This window comes from Pseudoalteromonas sp. SCSIO 43095 (assembly GCF_023650455.1).
GTDB classification, from domain to species: domain Bacteria; phylum Pseudomonadota; class Gammaproteobacteria; order Enterobacterales; family Alteromonadaceae; genus Pseudoalteromonas; species Pseudoalteromonas tetraodonis.
Genome location: NZ_CP087995.1, coordinates 914,002 through 934,281 on the forward strand (window position 1 = coordinate 914,002; position 20,280 = coordinate 934,281).

The 20,280-nt window shown below is 41.9% G+C and carries 21 protein-coding genes; 5 read left to right on the forward strand and 16 right to left on the reverse strand.

Translation table 11 applies throughout. From position 1 onward, the window contains the following. Positions 1 to 101: 101 nt before the first annotated feature. The 14 genes from LOC50_RS04300 to leuS all read right to left on the reverse strand — a co-directional run bounded on the left by LOC50_RS04300 (position 102) and on the right by leuS (position 13,221). Positions 102 to 341: an RNA recognition motif domain-containing protein gene (locus LOC50_RS04300; protein WP_138626351.1), complete on the reverse strand. Its 240-nt coding sequence runs from the start codon at positions 339 to 341 to the stop codon at positions 102 to 104. Between the two features lie 138 nt (positions 342 to 479). Then, positions 480 to 1,445 carry a lipoyl synthase gene (gene lipA / locus LOC50_RS04305; RefSeq protein WP_250653687.1) on the reverse strand — a complete coding sequence of 322 codons (966 nt, stop codon included), beginning with the start codon at positions 1,443 to 1,445 and terminating at the stop codon, positions 480 to 482. Beyond that, entirely contained in the window at positions 1,442 to 2,095 is a 654-nt protein-coding gene (lipB, locus tag LOC50_RS04310) for a lipoyl(octanoyl) transferase LipB (RefSeq protein WP_138626350.1), read from the reverse strand. Before lipB ends, lipA begins: the two co-directional genes overlap by 4 nt. Before the next feature lie 19 nt (positions 2,096 to 2,114). Further along, positions 2,115 to 2,393 carry a DUF493 family protein YbeD gene (ybeD, locus tag LOC50_RS04315; protein WP_016898950.1) on the reverse strand — a complete coding sequence of 93 codons (279 nt, stop codon included), beginning with the start codon at positions 2,391 to 2,393 and terminating at the stop codon, positions 2,115 to 2,117. Positions 2,394 to 2,603: 210 nt separating this feature from the next. Continuing rightward, the gene (locus tag LOC50_RS04320; protein ID WP_036983423.1) at positions 2,604 to 3,764 is read right to left on the reverse strand and encodes a serine hydrolase; all 1,161 of its coding nucleotides are present in this window, start codon (positions 3,762 to 3,764) and stop codon (positions 2,604 to 2,606) included. 53 nt (positions 3,765 to 3,817) lie between these two features. Then, entirely contained in the window at positions 3,818 to 4,579 is a 762-nt protein-coding gene (locus LOC50_RS04325) for a septal ring lytic transglycosylase RlpA family protein (RefSeq protein ID WP_028834084.1), read from the reverse strand. After that, complete coding sequence (gene rodA, locus LOC50_RS04330) at positions 4,579 to 5,685, reverse strand: rod shape-determining protein RodA (protein ID WP_036982047.1); 1,107 nt, start codon at positions 5,683 to 5,685, stop codon at positions 4,579 to 4,581. The genes LOC50_RS04325 and rodA overlap by 1 nt, the downstream gene beginning before the upstream one ends. Continuing rightward, a complete protein-coding gene (gene mrdA / locus LOC50_RS04335) occupies positions 5,682 to 7,562 on the reverse strand; it encodes a penicillin-binding protein 2 (RefSeq protein WP_250653688.1) in 1,881 nt (626 codons plus the stop codon). Before mrdA ends, rodA begins: the two co-directional genes overlap by 4 nt. 9 nt (positions 7,563 to 7,571) lie before the next feature. Next, complete coding sequence (rlmH, locus tag LOC50_RS04340; protein WP_008109455.1) at positions 7,572 to 8,042, reverse strand: 23S rRNA (pseudouridine(1915)-N(3))-methyltransferase RlmH; 471 nt, start codon at positions 8,040 to 8,042, stop codon at positions 7,572 to 7,574. A gap of 37 nt (positions 8,043 to 8,079) precedes the next feature. Next, on the reverse strand, positions 8,080 to 8,397 hold the full coding sequence (rsfS, locus tag LOC50_RS04345) for a ribosome silencing factor (RefSeq protein ID WP_013465348.1): 318 nt from the start codon (positions 8,395 to 8,397) through the stop codon (positions 8,080 to 8,082). A 62-nt stretch (positions 8,398 to 8,459) separates the two neighbouring features. Then, a complete protein-coding gene (nadD, locus tag LOC50_RS04350; protein WP_036982050.1) occupies positions 8,460 to 9,089 on the reverse strand; it encodes a nicotinate-nucleotide adenylyltransferase in 630 nt (209 codons plus the stop codon). Positions 9,090 to 9,099: 10 nt separating this feature from the next. Further along, the gene (gene holA, locus LOC50_RS04355) at positions 9,100 to 10,140 is read right to left on the reverse strand and encodes a DNA polymerase III subunit delta (RefSeq protein ID WP_138626345.1); all 1,041 of its coding nucleotides are present in this window, start codon (positions 10,138 to 10,140) and stop codon (positions 9,100 to 9,102) included. Beyond that, on the reverse strand, positions 10,140 to 10,631 hold the full coding sequence (locus tag LOC50_RS04360; protein WP_036982052.1) for an LPS-assembly lipoprotein LptE: 492 nt from the start codon (positions 10,629 to 10,631) through the stop codon (positions 10,140 to 10,142). Before LOC50_RS04360 ends, holA begins: the two co-directional genes overlap by 1 nt. A 1-nt stretch (position 10,632) precedes the next feature. Beyond that, a complete protein-coding gene (leuS, locus tag LOC50_RS04365; protein WP_138626344.1) occupies positions 10,633 to 13,221 on the reverse strand; it encodes a leucine--tRNA ligase in 2,589 nt (862 codons plus the stop codon). 574 nt (positions 13,222 to 13,795) lie between these two features. On the opposite strand from leuS, the gene LOC50_RS04370 reads away from it, so the two are divergent. The 5 genes from LOC50_RS04370 to LOC50_RS04390 all read left to right on the forward strand — a co-directional run bounded on the left by LOC50_RS04370 (position 13,796) and on the right by LOC50_RS04390 (position 17,853). Beyond that, on the forward strand, positions 13,796 to 14,254 hold the full coding sequence (locus LOC50_RS04370; protein ID WP_138627455.1) for a zinc ribbon-containing protein: 459 nt from the start codon (positions 13,796 to 13,798) through the stop codon (positions 14,252 to 14,254). 76 nt (positions 14,255 to 14,330) lie between these two features. Continuing rightward, positions 14,331 to 16,760, forward strand: coding sequence for a Lon protease family protein (locus LOC50_RS04375; protein WP_036983426.1), 2,430 nt, complete (start codon positions 14,331 to 14,333; stop codon positions 16,758 to 16,760). After that, complete coding sequence (gene bamJ, locus LOC50_RS04380) at positions 16,757 to 17,233, forward strand: BamJ family beta-barrel-assembly machinery protein (RefSeq protein WP_250653689.1); 477 nt, start codon at positions 16,757 to 16,759, stop codon at positions 17,231 to 17,233. The genes LOC50_RS04375 and bamJ overlap by 4 nt, the downstream gene beginning before the upstream one ends. Positions 17,234 to 17,373: 140 nt before the next feature. Continuing rightward, positions 17,374 to 17,637: a hypothetical protein gene (locus LOC50_RS04385; protein WP_248474877.1), complete on the forward strand. Its 264-nt coding sequence runs from the start codon at positions 17,374 to 17,376 to the stop codon at positions 17,635 to 17,637. A gap of 60 nt (positions 17,638 to 17,697) precedes the next feature. Continuing rightward, positions 17,698 to 17,853, forward strand: coding sequence for a hypothetical protein (locus LOC50_RS04390; RefSeq protein WP_250653690.1), 156 nt, complete (start codon positions 17,698 to 17,700; stop codon positions 17,851 to 17,853). Here the strand turns inward: LOC50_RS04390 and lnt are convergent. Together lnt and corC are read right to left on the reverse strand one after the other, a co-directional pair. Continuing rightward, the gene (lnt, locus tag LOC50_RS04395) at positions 17,843 to 19,393 is read right to left on the reverse strand and encodes an apolipoprotein N-acyltransferase (protein WP_250653691.1); all 1,551 of its coding nucleotides are present in this window, start codon (positions 19,391 to 19,393) and stop codon (positions 17,843 to 17,845) included. The genes LOC50_RS04390 and lnt overlap by 11 nt on opposite strands. Continuing rightward, entirely contained in the window at positions 19,374 to 20,258 is an 885-nt protein-coding gene (corC, locus tag LOC50_RS04400; RefSeq protein WP_036982057.1) for a CNNM family magnesium/cobalt transport protein CorC, read from the reverse strand. The genes lnt and corC overlap by 20 nt, the downstream gene beginning before the upstream one ends. Positions 20,259 to 20,280 lie beyond the last annotated feature (22 nt).

Here is a 20,280-nt window from a genome sequence, read left to right on the forward strand (position 1 = left end):
AATCGGTTATATTGCTCAAAGTGCTAAAGTTAAGCTTTGAGCAATATAAAGCGAGGTTAAACGCTAAAAATACGTATAAACTTCTAACCCCTCAATCGTTATTAAGCATCGACTAGTTTTACGCGGATCTTGCTTTTATCAACGGTTGTTTGATTAAGGGCTTTAATTGCGCCTTTAACTTCAATGTCGTTTGGCATTTCTACAAAAGCAAAACCTTTTGATTGGCCAGTTTCTTTATCGAGTACTAAGTTACAGGTGGTCACTTTACCGTGCGCTGTAAATAAAGTACGAAGCTCATGCTCAGTGGTAGCACGAGATAAGTTGCGAACTAATAGTTTCATAATGAACCTAATTAAGGGTATCAGCGTTAATTATCTCAAGTAACCCCGCTTTAGCCTAACTTTATTTTACATTTGCTGAAAATAACGCCCAAAAACAAAAAAAGCTGCTCGTTGGCAGCTTTTTGTTTATCAGCAGGCTTATTTTACTTCTTTACCCGCTGCTTGTTGATCTGCGTGATAGCTTGAGCGTACAAACGGGCCAGAAGCCGCGTGTGTAAAGCCAATTTCATCAGCATACTCTTTTAGTGCATCAAACTCAGCAGGCGGCACGTAGCGTTTTACTGGTAAGTGATGCTTAGAAGGTTGTAGGTATTGGCCTACGGTTAGCATATCAACGTTATGCTCACGTAAATCACGCAGTACTTCTTCAATTTCGCTAATTTCTTCACCTAAACCAACCATTAACCCCGATTTAGTTTTAACCTCAGGGTGTGCTTCTTTAAAGCGGCGTAATAATTCAAGTGACCACTTGTAATCAGCACCAGGACGCGCCAATTTGTACAAACGTGGTGCTGTTTCTAGGTTGTGGTTAAATACATCTGGCGGCGTTTCAATTAATATTTCCAACGCTCTGTCCATACGACCACGAAAATCAGGGACTAATATCTCAATGGTGATTTCTGGATTGTGCTTGCGAATTTCACGGATACAATCGGCAAAGTGCTGAGCGCCACCGTCACGTAAATCATCACGATCTACCGAAGTGATCACTACGTAGCTTAGCTTCATGTCTTTAATGGTCAGTGCAAGCTTTTCAGGCTCTGCTGCATCGGGCTTTAATGGACGGCCATGTGCTACATCACAGAATGGGCAACGACGTGTACAAATAGCCCCTAAAATCATAAAGGTCGCCGTACCGTGGTTAAAACATTCTGATAAGTTAGGGCACGAGGCTTCTTCACATACAGAATGAAGGCCATGCTTACGCATTGCTTGTTTTATGCCGTCAATCCGCTCGGTTGACTTAGGTAAGCGGATTTTAAGCCAATCTGGCTTACGGAGCATTTCGGTTTTTTCTGTTGGTAAAACTTTAACGGGGATCAACGCCATTTTTTCTGCGTCGCGTAGTTTTACACCTGGTTCCATTTTGACTGGTTTATTCATTCGTTTTCAAACCCTTCAGTATGCTTAACCTGTGTTGCATTAAGCTTTTTGATCATGTGTTTTACCAGCCCTTGACCTGCAGCTTCAAGGTTTTGAGGGCCATTTAATTCTTTAGTTTGCACCATATTCATGCCCGCATAACCACAAGGGTTAATGCGTAAAAATGGACTTAGGTCCATGTTAACATTTAATGCTAAGCCATGAAATGAGCAGCCACGACGAACTCTCAAGCCTAAAGAGGCAATTTTGCTGTCGTTCACGTAAACACCGGGTGCATCGGCTTTTGCGTATGCATCAATACCGTACTCAGCAAGGGATTCAATAATACATTCCTCAAGCCATGTTACTAGCTCTCGTACGCCAATCTTTAAACGACGTAAGTTAAATAATACATACATCATTTGCTGACCTGGGCCGTGGTAAGTTACTTGTCCGCCACGATCCACTTTAATCACTTCAATGTCACCTGGGGCGAGCAAGTGCTCATCTTTACCGGCTTGGCCTTGGGTAAATACACTTTCGTGCTCTACCAGCCAAATTTCATCTGGGGTATTTTCATCACGGGTGTCGGTAAAGTCTTGCATTTTTTGCCAAATCGGCATGTAACGCTGACGACCCAGTTGGCGTACGATTAGGGGGTTTTCGCTCACAACAAATCTCAACTATGGATTAAAGCATATGGCGTACGTCATCGATGTTGCTGATCACGTTGTAAATTTCTTCAATGTGTTTGCCGCTTGTTACAGTAGCTACTAGCGTTACAGACTCGTAATTACCTTTACTGCTTGGTTTTACTTTTGGCGCATAATCACCTGGAGCAATAGGTTGTAATTTAGCTAAAATTTGATCAGTTAAGTTTACATTAGCTAGACCCATAATTTTAAATGTAAATGGGCAAGGGTACTCTAAGTACTCATCAAATTTAGTGTCTTTAACAGGTTCAACCACGACGGGAACTCCTCAAACAAAAAGTGTTGGCTTTGCTAAAACGCGAAGCTTAAAACTGACAGGCTAATGGCAATCTTGAAATGATGCTATTGTTGACCCAAGCCAATGATAGTCATTCAATACGATTGGTATATATGGGGCGCATTCTAGCACTTTTCAAGCAAAAAAAAACGCCTCACAGTGGAGGCGTTCATATTACTTTACTCGCAATTACATAATCTGTAAGCGTAAGTAGTCATATATTTTACTAAAGAAGCTACCTTCTTGTATTTCTTCAAGTGTAACTAGCGGATATTGTGCAATATCTTCGCCTTCAAGCTGTAAAAATAAAGTACCTACTTTAGTGCCTTTGGCTAAAGGTGCCTCAAGGGTATCGTCTAGCTCAAAGTTTGCTTTAAGGTTTTTATGCTGACCACGAGGAATAGTAATAGGTGTATCTTCTAAAATTCCTAAAGAAACATTCTCTTTATTGCCCATCCAAACACGTTGCTCAGCAAAGCTGTCGCCGGCTTTATACGGGGTAATTGTTTCAAAAAAGCGAAAACCGTAGTTTAGTAGTTTTTTACTTTCTACTTTACGCGCGCGCTCACTTGAGGTGCCCATTACAACGGCAATTAAACGCATGTCGTTTTTTGTTGCAGAGGTGACTAAGCTGTAACCGGCATCAGATGTGTGACCTGTTTTAATACCATCTACATCTAGGCTTTCATCCCACAACAAAGAGTTGCGGTTATATTGCTTTATGCCATTGAAGGTAAAAGACTTTTGTTTATATAGAGCGTATTCATCAGGCACATCTCTGATAAGTGCAGCCCCTAATGTTGCCATGTCGCGTGGCGTTGTATAATGCGCATCAGTATCAAGGCCATGGCTATTAACAAAATGCGTATTAGTCATGCCTATTTTTTCGGCGTGAGCATTCATTAAATCTGCAAACGCGCTTTCGCTGCCAGCAATGTGCTCTGCCATAGCAACACATGCATCATTTCCTGATTGAATAATAATGCCATGGTTAAGATCATCGACACTAATTTGTTTACCGACTTCAATAAACATTTTTGATGATTCAGGGAAGTTTTTTGCCCACGCTTTTTCACTAACAGTAACCATATCGGTGGGCGCAATATTACCAGCATTAATTTCGGTACCAATTACATAACTGGTCATCATTTTAGTTAAGCTGGCCGGTGCGAGTTTGGTATCAGCCTCGCCTTGTGCAATGACTTTACCTGTGGTGAAGTCCACCAAAAAGTAACCTTTTGCATTAACTTGAGGAGGCGCTGGAATAATTTGAGCGGTGGCTGAAAATACGGCGGCAGAACAGACTAAGCCGCAAACACCAGTAAGAATTTTATGTTTAATAGATTTCATCATACTCATTAATGGTTAAAGTTAAAAATATGCGTATTCCCATTCTAAAGGGCTTACTGAGTGTAAAGCAAGAACGCGTTTTGAAATTGATTTTGTTTTAATGTTTCTAGTACTTGTTGCGCATGTTGGGCATCTTTTATTGGCCCTAAGTGCAATCTATAAATAGCGTCTTTTTCAACGATATTTGTCGGTAACTTATACTGTTCTCGCAGTGTACTTGCTAACGCTTCTATGTTGGCTAAGGTACTGCCCGCGGCAACTTGAACATAGGTTTTTCGTGCATGGGTATCGGCTAGAGTAATGGCTTCTAGCTTAACCTCTGCTGTACCATACTTATGGTATCCAAGTTTGTATGCAGCGGCATAAGAAAGGTCAATAATTCTATTATCATGAAAGGGGCCACGGTCATTAACACGAACAATAATTGATTTGCCATTAGCCGTATTTGTTACCCGCACAAAACTAGGTAAAGGCAACGTTTTATGAGCTGCGGTCATCGCGAACATGTCGTAAATTTCGCCATTAGAGGTGTGATACCCATGAAATTTACGGCCATACCACGAAGCAATGCCCGTTTCTGAATAGCCGGTTTCATCGAGCATCGGGGTATAGCGTTTGCCAAGCACTTCGTAGGGGCGCGTGGTACTCGCACTTTTAATAACTTGAGTAACAATGGCATCTTGCATTTCTAATTCGGTCGGTGCACGAAGCGGCGCCGCATCATGGCGCATGCTGTAACGACTATTTGAACTGCTGCATGCACTTAAAAAGAGGCTAACGAGAATAATAATTATAAGTTGTTTGTAAAGGCGCATTATTTTAAGAGCATCCTTTTATCTGTGGCAATCGACATAATAATGCCAAATGCAGCCATCAGGGTCACCATTGAGGTACCGCCATAACTAATTAATGGTAACGGTACACCTACAACAGGTAGCAAACCCGATACCATGCCAATATTTACAAAAATATAAACAAAAAATGTGAGCGTGAGTGAGCCGGCTAATAGTTTACCAAACGCATCTTGTGCGTTAACCGCAATATACAGTCCACGGCCAATAATAAATAAATATAAACTAAGTAAAACACACACACCAAATAAGCCAAACTCTTCACTCAGTACTGAAAAAATAAAGTCAGTATGTCGTTCAGGTAAAAATTCTAGTTGCGATTGCGTGCCTTGCAACCAGCCTTTACCTTCGATACCGCCTGAGCCAATAGCAATTTTTGATTGAATAATATGATAGCCAGAACCCAGCGGATCGCTCTCAGGGTCTAAAAAGGTCAGTACCCTTTGCTTTTGATAATCGTGCATACCGTAGTGCCAAAATGGCCATGCTGCCAAAGCAACAACCGAGCTTAAAAAGCCGATTAAACGCCAGCTCAAGCCAGATAAAAACAATACAAACACACCGGAGCTGGCAATCAAAATTGAGGTGCCTAAATCGGGCTGTTCCTTAATAAGTAAGGTGGGCAACATAACAATGGCAAAGCCAATAATTAAATGAAGTGGACGCGGTGGTAAGTGGTTACGACCAATGTACCAAGCCACCATCATAGGAACCGCTAATTTCATCAGCTCTGAGGGTTGAAAGCGGGTAATGCCTAAATCTAACCAGCGTTGAGCGCCTTTAGAGCTTACACCAAATAGTAGTACTCCAACTAGCATGAGTAATCCTAGGCAATACATGGGAATTACTAAGCGTTTTAACGTAGCGGGGGGGATTTGCGCTAAAAAAAACATTCCAATAATTGCACCTGCCATGCGGGTTACATGGCGGATCATCATCGCCGAGTCTTGCCCTGAGGCGCTGTATACAATGGTGATACTACCGGCCATCATCAGCAATAACGCAATTAAAAGTGGCAAGTCGATATGCAGGCGAAGCCAAATAGAACGCTTATTATGTAAAGCCGTCATGGTACTTGACCCCCTGAGGATTGAATTGGGTTAGCTGCAAAATAATAATCCATTAATTGACGGGCAATCGGCGCACCTACTGAGCTTCCCCCACCGGTATTTTCTACCACAATAGAGACTACTATTTGTGGGTTGTTGTAGGGGGCAAAACCGACGTAAATGGCGTTATCACGTTGGCGCTCTTTAAGTGCATCGGCGTCGTAACGCTCGCCCTGAGCAATACTCACCACTTGGGCAGTACCGGTTTTACCTGCTGGATCGTAGGTAGCGCCTTTAAACGCACGATGGGCAGTTCCGGTGGTTTTTTTAACCGTGTTATGCATAGCATCAATAGCAATGCGCCAGTTATCTTCGTTATTAAGAACAACAGGTGGCTTTTCTTCATTATTGAGCTGAGTAATTTGATCTTCTTTTTTAGCAACTTGCACTAAATGAGGAGGGTGATTTATCCCTCTGTTAACTAAAATATTAGTGGCATTCGCTATTTGAATGGGGGTGGCAGTCCAATAACCTTGGCCAATTCCTACAGAAATAGTATCGCCACGCCACCACGACTCTTTAAAACGGGCTTCTTTCCACTCTTTTGAGGGTAAAATAGCGGTTGTTTCTTCATGAATATCAATACCGGATAATTCACCAAAGCCAAAGCGAGCCATAAAGTTACTTATTTTGGTGATCCCCATTCGATAGGCTGCATCGTAAAAGTAGGTATCGCATGACTCTTCTATTGCTTTGTAAACATCAACATGGCCATGGCCCCAACGTCGCCAATCTCGCCATCTATGCTTTACGTTTGGTATTTGAAAAAAACCTGGATCCCACATGCTGGTGGTTTCTTGCACTATGTTTTCTTCTAATGCCAAAATAGCCATGTGCGGCTTAATAGTTGATGCGGGTGCATAACGTCCTTGAGTGGTACGGTTGATCAGTGGACGATCAGGGTTGAGTAAGGCTTTGTAATCTTTACTGCTAATACCGTGCACAAATAAGTTGGGGTCATAACTAGGGTTTGAATAAAGCGCTAAAACGCCGCCATCTTTTGCATCCATTACCACAATAGCGCCGCGCATATCTTTAAGTGCATGTTGGGCTATTTGTTGTAAACCAATGTCGAGAGTAAGTACTAAGTCATCACCCGGCTGCGGTGGATCCATGCTTAAGGTGCGAATAATACGGCCACGGTTGTTTACTTCAACTCGCTGTGAGCCGACCTGACCATGTAGTAACGGCTCGTAATATTTTTCGATACCCAGCTTGCCAATATCATGCGTGGCTCGGTAGTTTGTGGCTTCATCTTGTTGCTCAAGTTTGTTTAGCTCTTTTCTATTGAGCTTTGCAACGTAGCCTAATGCATGGGTTAAAGTATCGCCAAAGGGATAATATCTCGCTAGGCGCGCTTCAATGCTAAACCCTGGAAATTTATGTTGATTTACTGAAAACATCGCAACTTCGTTTTCATTTAAACGGGCTTTGAGGACTTGACTTTTAAAACGTCGAGTATGTTTTATATCATCAATAAAATCAGTTTGTTGTTGCTCGGTTATTTCAATGATTTTGCTGATAGACTTCAAAGAGGCGGTTAAATCATCAACTTCTTCAGGGATCACTTCAAGGTTATAAACGGGCTTATTTTCTGCCAGTAAAACACCGTTGCGGTCGTAAATAAGTCCGCGATTAGGTGCAATAGGGATTACTTTTATGCGGTTGTCGTTAGAGCGAGTTTGGTAATCTTGGTGGTCGTCAACTTGAATGGTGTACAAGTTAGACAATAATATGGCTACTAAGGCTAAGATAAAAATAAAACCCACGAATGCACGCCGAGCAAATAAATTAGCTTCTGCTGAGTGGTCGCGAATAGTGGGTCTTCGTTTTAGCATGGCAAGAAACTACTCGCGATGATAAGGGTGGTTGTTATTTAAGCTCCAGCCTCTGTAAAGGCTTTCAGCAACAATAATGCGTACTAAAGGATGTGGGAGCGTTAAATTTGATAACGACCATTTTTGCTCAGAGGCCGCAATACACTCGGGAGCTAAGCCTTCTGGTCCGCCAATCAGTAAACTGACATCGCGACCATCAAGTTGCCACTTTTCCATGTTTTTCGCTAGCTGGTGAGTATCCAGTGCTTTACCGGTTACTTCCAGTGTGACAATACGATTGCCTTTAGGTATAGCGGCTAAGGTTTTTTCACCTTCGGTGTGTAAAATACGCTTTATATCTGCGTTTTTGCCACGTTTACCTGCCGGTATTTCGATTAGTTCCAGTGCCATATCTTTGGGAAAGCGGCGCTGATATTCTGCAAAACCTGTTTCTACCCATGCTGGCATTTTTGTACCAACAGCAATCATTTGTATTTTCACGACGTTACTTCCAAGCGTTGTCTAAAATAGGGAGCTATTAGCCCCAAAGCTTTTCTAGATCGTAATAGCTACGTGCTTGATCTTGCATAACGTGAACAATCACATCACCTAAATCAACGAGTGCCCATTCGCCATCGCTTTGGCCTTCATACCCTAATGGCTCTTCACCAGCGTGGCGAGCTTCTTTTGCTAAGTTATCAGCAATTGACAATACATGACGTCTTGATGTACCAGAACATACAATCATGTAATCGGTTACGTCTGAGCTGCCAGTTACGTCAAGTTGAATCACATCACGTGCTTTCATATCGTCAATTTTGTCTAGTGCAAAAGCGAGTAGTTGTTTCGAATCCAAGGTTTTGTCTCAATTTAAAATTTAATAGCGGCTATTTTAACACGCTGAGGGGTTTATACCAATCACTCTTGATAAAGCTGATGCTGCTTAATATAGTGACTCACGGCGTCGGGTAATAGTTCACTCTTTTTAGTTCTTTTTTTAAGGGCTTGACGGATTTCGCTGGATGCAGCGTCCAGCTGTTCTCCCTCTAAAAAGTAAAGGTGTCCGGCATTTGTTTTGTTGAGCAGAAAAATATCGTTGGTCACAGCCTGCTGTTTGTAGTTTTTAAGTTCACCTTGTACATCACAGCTTTGGCCTGGGCGTTGATACACCACCAGATGACAAAGGCGAGTTATTGTTTGCCATTGATACCATTTATCGAAATTGTTGAATGAGTCCATGCCAATTAAAAATAAAATAGGGGTATCGGGGTTTTCTGCTCTTAGCTCTTGCAAACTTAATAAAGAATACGACGGGCCGCTGCGTTGCAGTTCTCGTAAATCAAGTTTGAACGGCGCATAAGGTGTAATTGCGGCTTTAAGCATTGCTATACGATGCTCGGTGCTGATCCCCGGTGCCGCTTTGTGTGCGGGTATTGCACAGGGCATAAAATAGAGTGAGTGTAATTTAAAGGTCGCAACGCATTGCTGCGCCATATTAAGGTGTCCCAAATGAACGGGATCAAAAGTACCACCAAAAATTGCAATCATGTATTTCCCTTTACTGACGGTTAGTATGGCAGGGAAGTGGAATATCGAGCGGTTGGCAGAACTTAATGCAAATATGCGCCAATGCTTGATAAGGGGCAATCAATGCGCCTTGCTTGTAACTTGCATCAAACAATGCCAGTTCACTGCTAATATTCTCTAGGGTATGAATGTTTAGCCTGTTAATGGCTGTTTGTACTGGCGCTTGTTGATTTTTCCAAATCGCTTTTTGTTTAAATAAGGTTGCTAATGACTCACCTTGCAATAATCCCTGCTGCACACTCAATAATGTATTAAGGTCTTTATTGATAGCCCATAAGATACTCACAACCTCAGTGTTATCACTGGCAAGTTTGTTAAGTACTTTTATAGCCTGAGCGGTGTGGCCGTTTAAAAGCGCATCACTTAAATCAAAAATATCAAACTTAGCTTGGTTTAGTAGTCCTTGCATCACCAGCTGTTGCGTGATCAGAGCATTACCGTGTATTAAGGCTAGTTTTTCAAGCTCTTGGTAACACGCAAGTAAGTTGCCTTCAGTGGCATTAATTAAACTGAGTTTGGCCTCGTTTTGAATATTTAGTGACAAACGTTGGCACTGCTCATCAAGCCAACGCTTTAAGTGATTTCCGCTAAGCGGGTAGCAGGGGACAAATAACCCATGCTTATCAAGTGCTTTAAACCACGCACCGCGCTGAACATCTTGACTGGCCTTGGCGCCTTTTACGATTAAGATCGTATCAGGGTTTTCAAGCTCTACTATTTTTTTAAAGGTGTTTGCGCCGGGTGTCCCCGGTTTTTGCTGGTTTAAATCTAGCTCAATAATCGTACGCGCACTAAACAACGACATACTTTGGTATTGCGCTATTATTTCCTGCCAATCAAAGCCCTGAACTAAAGTAAATTTAATTACTTCATCAAAGCCTTGTGCTTTTGCGCTGTCGCGTATGAGCTGTACACAGTGAGCTTCTTGAAAAGGCTCTTCACCAAAAACCAAATAAAAAGGTTTTAACCCCTTTTTTAATTCGCTAGGCAGCTGATTTGCATAACAACGCATTATAGTTGCGACAACTCTCTAACAATACGGCGACTCGCTTGTTGGCGAATTTCGCTAATTAGTAGTTCAAGCTCTTTTGCTTTTGCTAGTGCGTTATCTGGGTCGTCTTGGTAGTTACGGTATAACTCAAAGCGTTTTTCGATGGCTTTTTGTTTCGGGCGTTTTACTACATAACTTACGCTGTATGCCAGTTCGTACTCAGCTACTTGCCCGTTTTGGAACAACGATAAGGTTTGACGCTCTAGTTGTTCTTTAAATAAATAAAGCTGCGCTGATTGTTTACTTGCAGGCACTAAAGTGACGTCGCTCATAGCCAGTTCGCTTTGTAAATAACTAAATAAAGCAGATTTTTGATCATCTCCCACAAGCGTTAGCTGTTTTAAATCATTGGGTAGGCTAGACGCTTTTTTAAGATGAAAGCCACAGCTCGATAACAAAAAGCAGACTAGCACTAAGGCTAGTCCGTTTTTAATGGCGTTTAAAGCAGCCATATTAGTTAGCTACCACGTTAAGTAATTTACCGGGTACATAAATAACTTTTCGTATCGTTGCACCATCAGTAAATTTAGTCACGTTAGACTCGGCAAATGCCAAAGCTTCTACTTGCTCTTGCGTAGCATCAGCAGCCACTGTTAGCTTTGCACGCAGCTTACCGTTTACTTGTACGATGATTAGTTTTTCATCTTCAACAAGAGCAGATTCGTCAACTTTTGGCCATGCCGCATCTAAAATATCACCTTCTTTACCTAGGTCTTGCCATAATTGATGCGATAAATGCGGTGTAATAGGTGCCAGCATAATTATTAATGCTTCCAGTGCCTCGTTAGCAATGGCAACATCTTGTGTGTCACTTAATGGCGCTTTTAATAGCTTGTTAGAAAGCTCCATAATTGCGGCAATAGCGGTGTTAAAGGTTTGACGACGCTCTACATCATCGCTCACTTTTGCGATTGCTTTGTGTAGCTCACGACGTAGTACTTTTTGCGGGTTAGTAAGCGCCGATTTATCAAGTGCTTGGTAACCTACTGTTTTAACGTCTACTGCGTATTTCCAGATACGTTTTAAGAAACGATGTGCGCCTTCAACGCCTGAATCTGACCATTCAAGCGTTTGCTCTGGTGGTGCTGTAAACATCATAAATAAACGCACTGTATCTGCACCGTATTGGGCAATAACTTCTTGTGGGTCTATACCGTTGTTTTTCGACTTAGACATTTTGCTCATGCCAGATGAGAACACCGGTTCACCATCTTTTTTATGCCATGCTTTAGTTACGCGACCTTTGTCGTCGGTCTCTGTGTTTACATCACTTGGCGAAATCCAAATGTCGCCACCTTTTTCATCTTTACGATAAAATGTTTCAGCAAGTACCATACCTTGACAAAGTAAGCGGTCGAATGGTTCATCTGAATTAACTAAACCAAAGTCACGTAATAATTTGTGGAAAAAGCGCGAATATAATAAGTGCAATATGGCGTGCTCAATACCACCAATATATTGGTTTACTGGTAACCAGTAGTTAGCGGCTGCTGGGTCTAACATGCCTTCGTCATGGCGTGGGCTACAGTAGCGAGCGTAATACCACGATGATTCCATGAAGGTGTCAAAAGTATCTGTTTCGTGAGTAGCAGGTACACCGTTTACAGTTGTTTTAGCCCAATTCGGATCGGCTTTAATTGGCGATGTAACACCATTCATTACCACATCTTCTGGTAAACGCACAGGGAGCATATCTTCAGTAGCAGCAAGCTCGTTACCGTTTTCATCGCTCAGCATTGGGATTGGAGAGCCCCAGTAACGTTGGCGACTTACGCCCCAATCGCGAAGACGGAAGTTTACTTTACGCTCACCTACACCTAATGCTTCTAGTTTGTCGGCAACAGCGTTAAAGGCGTTTTCAAAATCAAGGCCATCAAATTCACCTGAGTTAACCAGTACGCCTTTTTCGGTGAATGCTTCTTTGCTAAGGTTTACCTCAAGCTCTGAACCTTCAGCAGGGGCAATAACTTGTTTAATATCGAGGCCGTATGCGGTGGCAAATTCAAAGTCACGTTGGTCGTGCGCTGGTACTGCCATTACCGCGCCTGAGCCGTAATGCATCAATACAAAGTTTGCAACCCAAATAGGCACTTGCTCGCCCGTTAATGGATGCGTGGCGTAAAAGCCTGTTGCAATGCCTTTTTTCTCCATGGTTGCCATATCCGCTTCGGCAACTTTAGTGTTTTTACACTCTTCAACAAACATCGCAATCGCGTCGTTGTTTTTAGCCGCTTCTTGTGCGATTGGGTGGCCACCGGCCACAGCTAGGTATGTCACGCCCATAAACGTATCTGGACGAGTGGTGTATACACTAAACTTTTCGTTATTGTCGGTGCGCGTAAACTCGATATCTAACCCTTCAGAGCGACCAATCCAGTTGCGCTGCATGGTTTTAACTTGCTCAGGCCAATCTTCTAGTTTGTCTAAGTCGTCTAATAGCTCTTGAGCATAGTCGGTAATTTTTATAAACCACTGTGGAATTTCTTTTTGTTCTACTACTGCGCCTGAACGCCAACCACGACCATCAATTACTTGTTCGTTAGCTAATACTGTTTGATCTACAGGATCCCAGTTAACCGTTGACATTTTTTTGTACACTAGGCCTTTTTCGTAAAGCTTAGTGAAGAACCATTGTTCCCATTTATAATATTCTGGGTGGCACGTCGCAATTTCGCGATCCCAGTCGTAGCCAAACCCTAATTGCTTAAGCTGGTTACGCATGTAGTCAATATTTTCGTAAGTCCATTTTGCTGGGGCTGTTTTATTTTTAATAGCCGCGTTTTCTGCAGGTAAACCAAACGCATCCCAACCCATAGGTTGCATTACGTTTTTGCCTTGCAAGCGCTGAAAGCGAGAAACCACGTCACCAATGGTGTAGTTACGCACATGACCCATATGCAGTCGACCACTTGGGTAAGGAAACATTGAGAGGCAGTAGTACTTTTCTTTGCTCTCGTCTTCTGTGACTTTAAATACTTGGTTTTCTTCCCAGTAGCGTTGGACTTTTGACTCTATGTCTTGTGGGTTATATTGCTCTTGCATTTACGTTTCCAAACTTCTTGCATACTAATAAAAAATTGTCGATAGGATACCCCAAATTAAGGGTTATTCACAGCGCCAAAGCGGCGCTTTTTACAAATTTGCCGCTAAATTAGTTTTCAGTGCAGGTTAACCTATACTTATCTACGTTAGGAGTCAGTTTTAACTTAGCGTTTGTTAATCTTTTTAGTTGAGTTTACACGCAAGTATTTGAGGTTTAAGCTAGGGTATGTTGATCTTTGTGGATTACAATTTGTTCAAACTAGGGACGATTTAATCGCGACGCGAGGTTTGTAACCTAGTGGGCTAAGTAAAAACCGAGCAACAAAGAGTAAATCACCCCTAGGCAGAACCCTTCGGGCAGCGCCTGTTTGGCATTGATGCTGCGTTATCGCCTATTTATGGGGAATAACCACACCACATAGGCTCTGCCTTGCCTAAATACCAAACAGACTGCTGCAAATTTAACCTTAAAAGGTCAACAGACCCTAAACAAAGCCTGTATGGTGTTGTTTTTATCAACAGCTAATAGCGCCGTATAAATATCAGTCCCCTCACAATTTTGAAGGAGTATAAAATGGCAGATTACAGAGCATGGCTTAGTGATTTAACCGATTGGTTAAAAGATGTGAAAGAGCATGAGGTTAAAGCTGCAGTAAAGCGATTTATTGAATCTGAGCAGGCACTTAAAGATTTAGGTGAAGAAAAATATCAGCTTTATCGTAATTACTTAATGCGCGATATCTCTCATCTACAAGAAAATAACAGCTACTATAATTCGCTTGCATGGCAGGAGCTTAAAGAGTCATTGTGGTTTGAACTTTCTCATATTGAAGACAAAACACAGCTTGAATGGCAGTCATTAAGTGAAGATTTTAAGCATAATGGTGTTTATCACGCAGGTGAATGGATAGCCATGGGCACATTAGTATGTAAGAATTGCAACCATAGTTACGATGTTTACCATGCAACGCAAATTATTCCTTGTACGCAGTGTGATGGCATCTATTTTAGCCGCCAGGCTTTACAACCCTAAATATAAGTATTGAGTGGCTGTAGGCCACTCAATATGCCCAAATCTAGCAATTAAGCTGGTAAAAAAAGAAGTTAGAATGACGAAAAAACTGCTGCCACTACCTGTATCAAATCTTGCACCGAGTATTTCTTCGAGCCATGTAAGCACTTGCATGAGCAATCCATACCCTGAGCAACTTACCTTTATAGGCCAACAACGTGCGCAAAGTGCGTTGGACTTTTCTTTAGGAATGGACCTACCCGGTTATAATGTTTACGTAATGGGAGAGGCGGCACACGGGCGTTTTACCTTAGTAAAAGACAAATTAAAACAACACGCTAAAGAGCGCACAACACCGCATGAATGGTTATATGTTAATAACTACGACGATCACCGTGAGCCTATTGCGTTATTTATGCATGCAGGGCAAAGCAAACAATTAGCCGATGATATTGACTCGTTTATTGATGAAGTACTCGACACCTTTCCTGCTGCATTTGATAACCCAGCCTATCAGCGTAAGAAAAAATCGATAGACCGTGAGTTTAACGATGCTTACGATGGCGCCATTACATCGGTAGAAATAGCCGCGCTTGAGCAAAGTGTGGCACTAATTGAAGAAAAAGGCGTAGTCGGCTTTGCACCGCTGATTGATGGTAAACAACTTACCGATAATGAGTTTTCTGATCTTGAAGATGACTTACGCGAGATGTTTTTTGAGCGTATAGAAAAATTAGAAGATGCCCTCATTGAGGCGCTTATTGAGTTACCGCGCTGGAAACGTGAATCCAAAGAAAAGCTTCGCAACCTTAAAAAGTCTACCGCTGAGCAAGCTACTAAACCGTTATTAAAAGATTTAGAACATAAATATGCCAGCCATATTGGTGTACTGCGTTATTTAAAAGATATACGTGTAGAAATTATTGATGCCGTGCTCGAATGGCTTGATGATGAAGGTGAAAGCGAAGAAAACAAAGAAGACTTTGATCGTAAAGGCATGCTTACCGACTTTTTTGCGCCTAATATTTTGGTCGAATATAAAGAAGGCGATGCGGCACCGGTTGTTTACGAGCCAAACCCAACGTTTGGTAATATTTTTGGCAAAATTGAATATGCCACATCGCAAGGGTCGTTAATTACCAGCTATCGATCAATTCAACCAGGTGCATTGCACCGCGCGAATGGCGGCTATTTAATTATGGATGCTGAAAAAGTAATGGCTCAACCCCAAGTGTGGGATGGACTAAAACTGTCGTTAAAAACGCATCAAATTAAAAATGACTTACCTTATCAAGACAGTGTAGTTGGCAGTAGCTTTACGCTTCGCCCGCAGTTAATACCGCTTGATGTGAAAATTATTTTGCTTGGTTCACGTGAGCTTTATTACACCATCGGTGAATACGACGAAGAATTTGCCGAGTTATTTAGAGTACTTGCCGATTTTGATTATTACTTACCAAGTAGCGATAAGCTGCAGTATCAGTTTATTACTAAAGTCAGTGATTACTGCGAGCAGACATTAAAGTGCATGTTAAACGAATCAGCAATGGTGCGATTGCTTAAGTTTAGTTATCGCCAAGCTGAGCACCATAATAAACTCTCAGCCCGTTTTGCTGATGTATTAGAGCTGGTGGCTGAGGCCAGTTTTTACGCTAAACAAGACAAGCTAACGGTGATTGATGCACGCCATATTGACGAAGCGATTGAAGGCAAACAATATCGTACTGGGCAAATTAGTGAAAATATGCTCAGCGATATAAAAGAAGGGCACACCTTAATTGCGACCGACGGGCAAGCCGTAGGTAAAGTAAATGGTTTAACTGTACTGCACATTGGTGACACCTCATTTGGCACACCTGCACGTATTACTGCTACCGTTTATGCGGGCGCCGACGGCGTAATTGATGTGGAACGCGAAGCTGAGCTGGGTAAAGCAATTCACTCAAAAGGGGTAATGCTGCTCACTGGTTATTTAGGTAACAAATACGCGCAACACTTTAGCTTAACACTCAGTGCGAATATCGCTATTGAACAAAGTTATGGCTACATAGATGGTGATAGCGCCTCTCTTGCTGAACTTTGTGCGCTAATTTCCGCCATTACGAGCTTACCTATCAGTCAGTCTATTGCTCTAACCGGTTCAATTAACCAACATGGTGATGTACAGGCCATTGGTGGTGTAAACGAGAAAATAGAAGGTTTTTTTAAGCTATGTAAAATGCGCGGCTTAACGGGTGAGCAAGGCGTTATTATTCCAAAATCAAACCAAGTTAACTTAGTACTTGATGATGAAATACTCAATGCGGTTGAACTGGGTAAATTTAATATTTTCGCCGTTGAAACCGTTGACCAAGCGCTAAACTTACTAATGGACATTGACGCGGGTGACATGGTTGATGAACACTACCCAGAAGATTCGGTTAATGGCATTGCATTAGCGCGATTAAAAGACATTGCCGATATTGTTAATGGCGATAACAGTGACGAAAAAGACCACGACTCAGAAGATGAAAAAGGGGAGTTATGATCAATATTATTTTACTGATTGTTATCGCTATTTTTTGTGTTTTAATTTTTAAAAACAGTAAAAAAGCTAAGCAGCAAGCAATCGCTAACGCACAAATTGAAAGTGATTATTTAATTGCTAATGCAAAAACTGAAGGCGTAAATGAAACCGCATCTGGCTTGCAATATAAAATAATCCATAAAGGACAGAGCGAAAATACACCTAGCCCAACAAGTATGGTGAAAGTGCATTATCATGGCACTTTAATCGACGGCACTGTATTTGACAGCTCAGTAGAGCGTAAAACTCCGATTAGCTTTGGCTTGCACCAAGTGATAAAAGGCTGGACTGAGGGTCTGCAACTGATGAGCCCGGGCGATAAATTTCAGTTTTATATACCGCACCAGCTTGCCTATGGTGAAAAGCGGGTAGGGATTATACCTCCTGCGTCATTGCTTATTTTTGAGGTGGAATTACTGGCTATTGAGTCGTAATTTTAAGGTAAAAAATACGTTAAGCCCTGCTTTAATCAAGTAGGGCTTTTTTATTTGCTCTTATCAGTCAATCCTACTCAAGAGTTTAAAATATCAGTCGATACCTAAAATAGTGACAAATTTATTTTAGGGATAAAATAATGAAGATTTCAACCGCCTCAATTCAATATCAAGCATCTAATTATAACAATCAGGCTTTAGTAGAAACAGAGCGGCAACCTACAGGTGACGAATCACAAGAAGAACTTGACTATGTTTTATCAGAGTTTTTAGACGCAAAGGTTCAAAAATACAGCGAAGATAGCGCAACATTTGCTGAGCAATATCAAAATTTAGAAAAGGCATATAAGCAAGTGGTTGCATTACAAGAGCATGTAAATAAGCTTAAGCAGAGCACTGTATAACGTAGTTTAACCATAAATAATAGCCAATATGGGCCAGCTGAAGACGACAATCGTTTGACTATGGATGCTGAGCATATCGGGGCTAAAAAATATAAAATCGAGCAACAACAAGAAGGGATAAATAGATTGCAGCCGCAACTTAGTGAGGTGAAGTCTCCGCAGGCAGCAATAAAACAACAAATTATTGAGCTAGTAACCAACGAATTTACTTCTTAAATTTAACCCCAAATCCAATCATACCCAATAACAATATAAACCCCCATACAAACCCATTGCCGTATTGGCTATACACGCTATCCCCTTGTATGAGCTTTATATTGGCTTTAAGTGTGGTAGTTTCAAACTGTGGCATAGTTTGACGTGTTTGGCTTATGGGGTCGTATACACCACTTATGCCGTTGTTGGTAACACGTATTAGTGGACGTTGTAGTTCTAGGGCGCGCATGCGGGCAATTTGCATATGCTGGTGGGGGCCGATTGAATCACCAAACCAAGCATCATTACTCACCGTAAATAATATGTCTGAGTCGCTTTTGTAGTTACCACGCACTAAATCAGCAAAGACTATTTCGTAGCAAATAGCGGGCAGTAGATTAAAGCCATTCGCGCGTAAGTTATTTTGCACTTTATCACCGCGAGAGAACGATGACATAGGCAAATCAAATAACGGAGCTATGGGGCGCAGTATGTCTTCAAAGGGAACAAACTCTCCAATAGGCAATAACTGATGCTTTTGATAGCGGTTACTGTCTAAGTAACGGTAGTGGCCATGTTCATCATTTTGCTCTTTGTTACCGACCACAATCAGCGTATTGAAAATGGTTTTTGTATCGCGTTGGTAATCGACAATACCCGTTACTAGCGCGGTTTTATTAAATGAGGCGGCACTGTCTAAGCCTGCTAAATATGAATCAGCGAGGGCTTCTATTTCAGGCACTGCAGCTTCAGGCCACACAATTAAATCAGCATCCCAGTGACGGCGCGTCATATCTTGATACTTACTCATGGTGGTCCAAAACTCACTGGGGTCAAAGCGCAAGTGTTGTTTTATATTACCTTGTACAAGCAGCACAGAAAGGTCTTTATTGGAGTAATGGGGTGCCTTTGTAAAATGTGCACCTGCAAAAGCTAAAACAACCACAGCAGCGGTAACAACAGGCATTTTAAATTGTTTTTGCGTTAAGCTGTACAATGCAAAACCAATGGCAATACATAATAGCGTGAGTCCAAATTCACCAATAAAAGGAGCAAGGGCATTCAGTGGGCTATCTGTTTGTGTATAGCCAAAGCTTAACCAAGGAAAACCGGTTAATAGCTTGGCTCGCAAATATTCACTAATCGCAAAACAAGGGAGTAGTAGCGCTGCAAAACTTATAGAGCCGTTTGAAAAACGAGTGGTTGCCCATAGTGCCAACGCAGGAAATAATGAAAGGTAGCTGCACAGTAATACCATTAACGAAATGGAAGCGATAAGTGGCATACCACCAAAGGTGGCGATAGAAACATGTACCCAACTTATACCTGCACCAAACCAGCCTAGGCCAAATATAAAGCCATATTTAGCCGCGGTTTTAGCGTGTTTTTTTCCAGTGAGGTTTGCAGGGATACAATAAAATAATGCGACCAAGCTAAAAAATACAATTGGCCAAATACCAAAAGGCGCGTAGCTAAAAGTCAAAACAAGGCCCGCAACCAGTGCGAGCCATGCTTTTTTATCTTTTGCTAGTAGGGTGAGACTAGTTAGCAGTTTCTTCACTGTCGTTATCATCAGCCTTAGGAATGGTGACTTGCAGTTGTAATATACGACGGTTATCAGAATTAGTTACTTTAAACTGAAACCCGTCTATATCAATAGTTTCGCCACGACTCGGCATATGGCCAAAGGCATGTAATACGATACCACCAATAGTATCGGCGTCTTGCGAGCTGTAACCTGATTTAAAATGCTCATTAAAGTCATCTACAGGGGTCAGTGCCTGCACAACGTAAACATGTTTAGCTAGTTGACGAATATCTTGTTGTTCTTCTTCTTCATCGTGCTCATCTTCGATTTCGCCAACAATGATCTCAAGAATATCTTCAATAGTGACCAAACCAGATACGCCGCCGTATTCGTCTATCACGATTGCCATATGGTAGCGTTGCTGACGAAACTCGTTAAGCAGAGTATCAACCCGTTTACTTTCAGGCACCACCATAGCAGGACGTAAATAGTCACGTAGCGATGGTAAATGCTCATCTTTGTTTAAAATAAGAGGTAATAAGTCTTTTGCGAGTAAAATCCCTTCTACATGGTCTTTATCTTCACACACAACCGGAAAACGAGAGTGGGTAGAGTCAACCATCATAGGTATATGCTCTTCAAGCGGGCTATCAATTTCCAAGGTGACCATTTGTGAGCGCGGTATCATAATATCTCGCACTTTAAGCTCAGACACACCAAGCACACCTTCAATCATTTCTTTGGTTTCAGGATCGATTACATCCCGCTCTTGGGCATCGGCAATCACCTCAACCAGCTCTTCTCTATTCTGGGGTTCCCCTTGCAACATGTGGGTTATACGGCCCAGCCAAGTCCTGCCAGAAGAACCCTGGCTAGATTGCGAGTTATCGTCGCTCATTACGTCTAATTGCTCCGTTTAT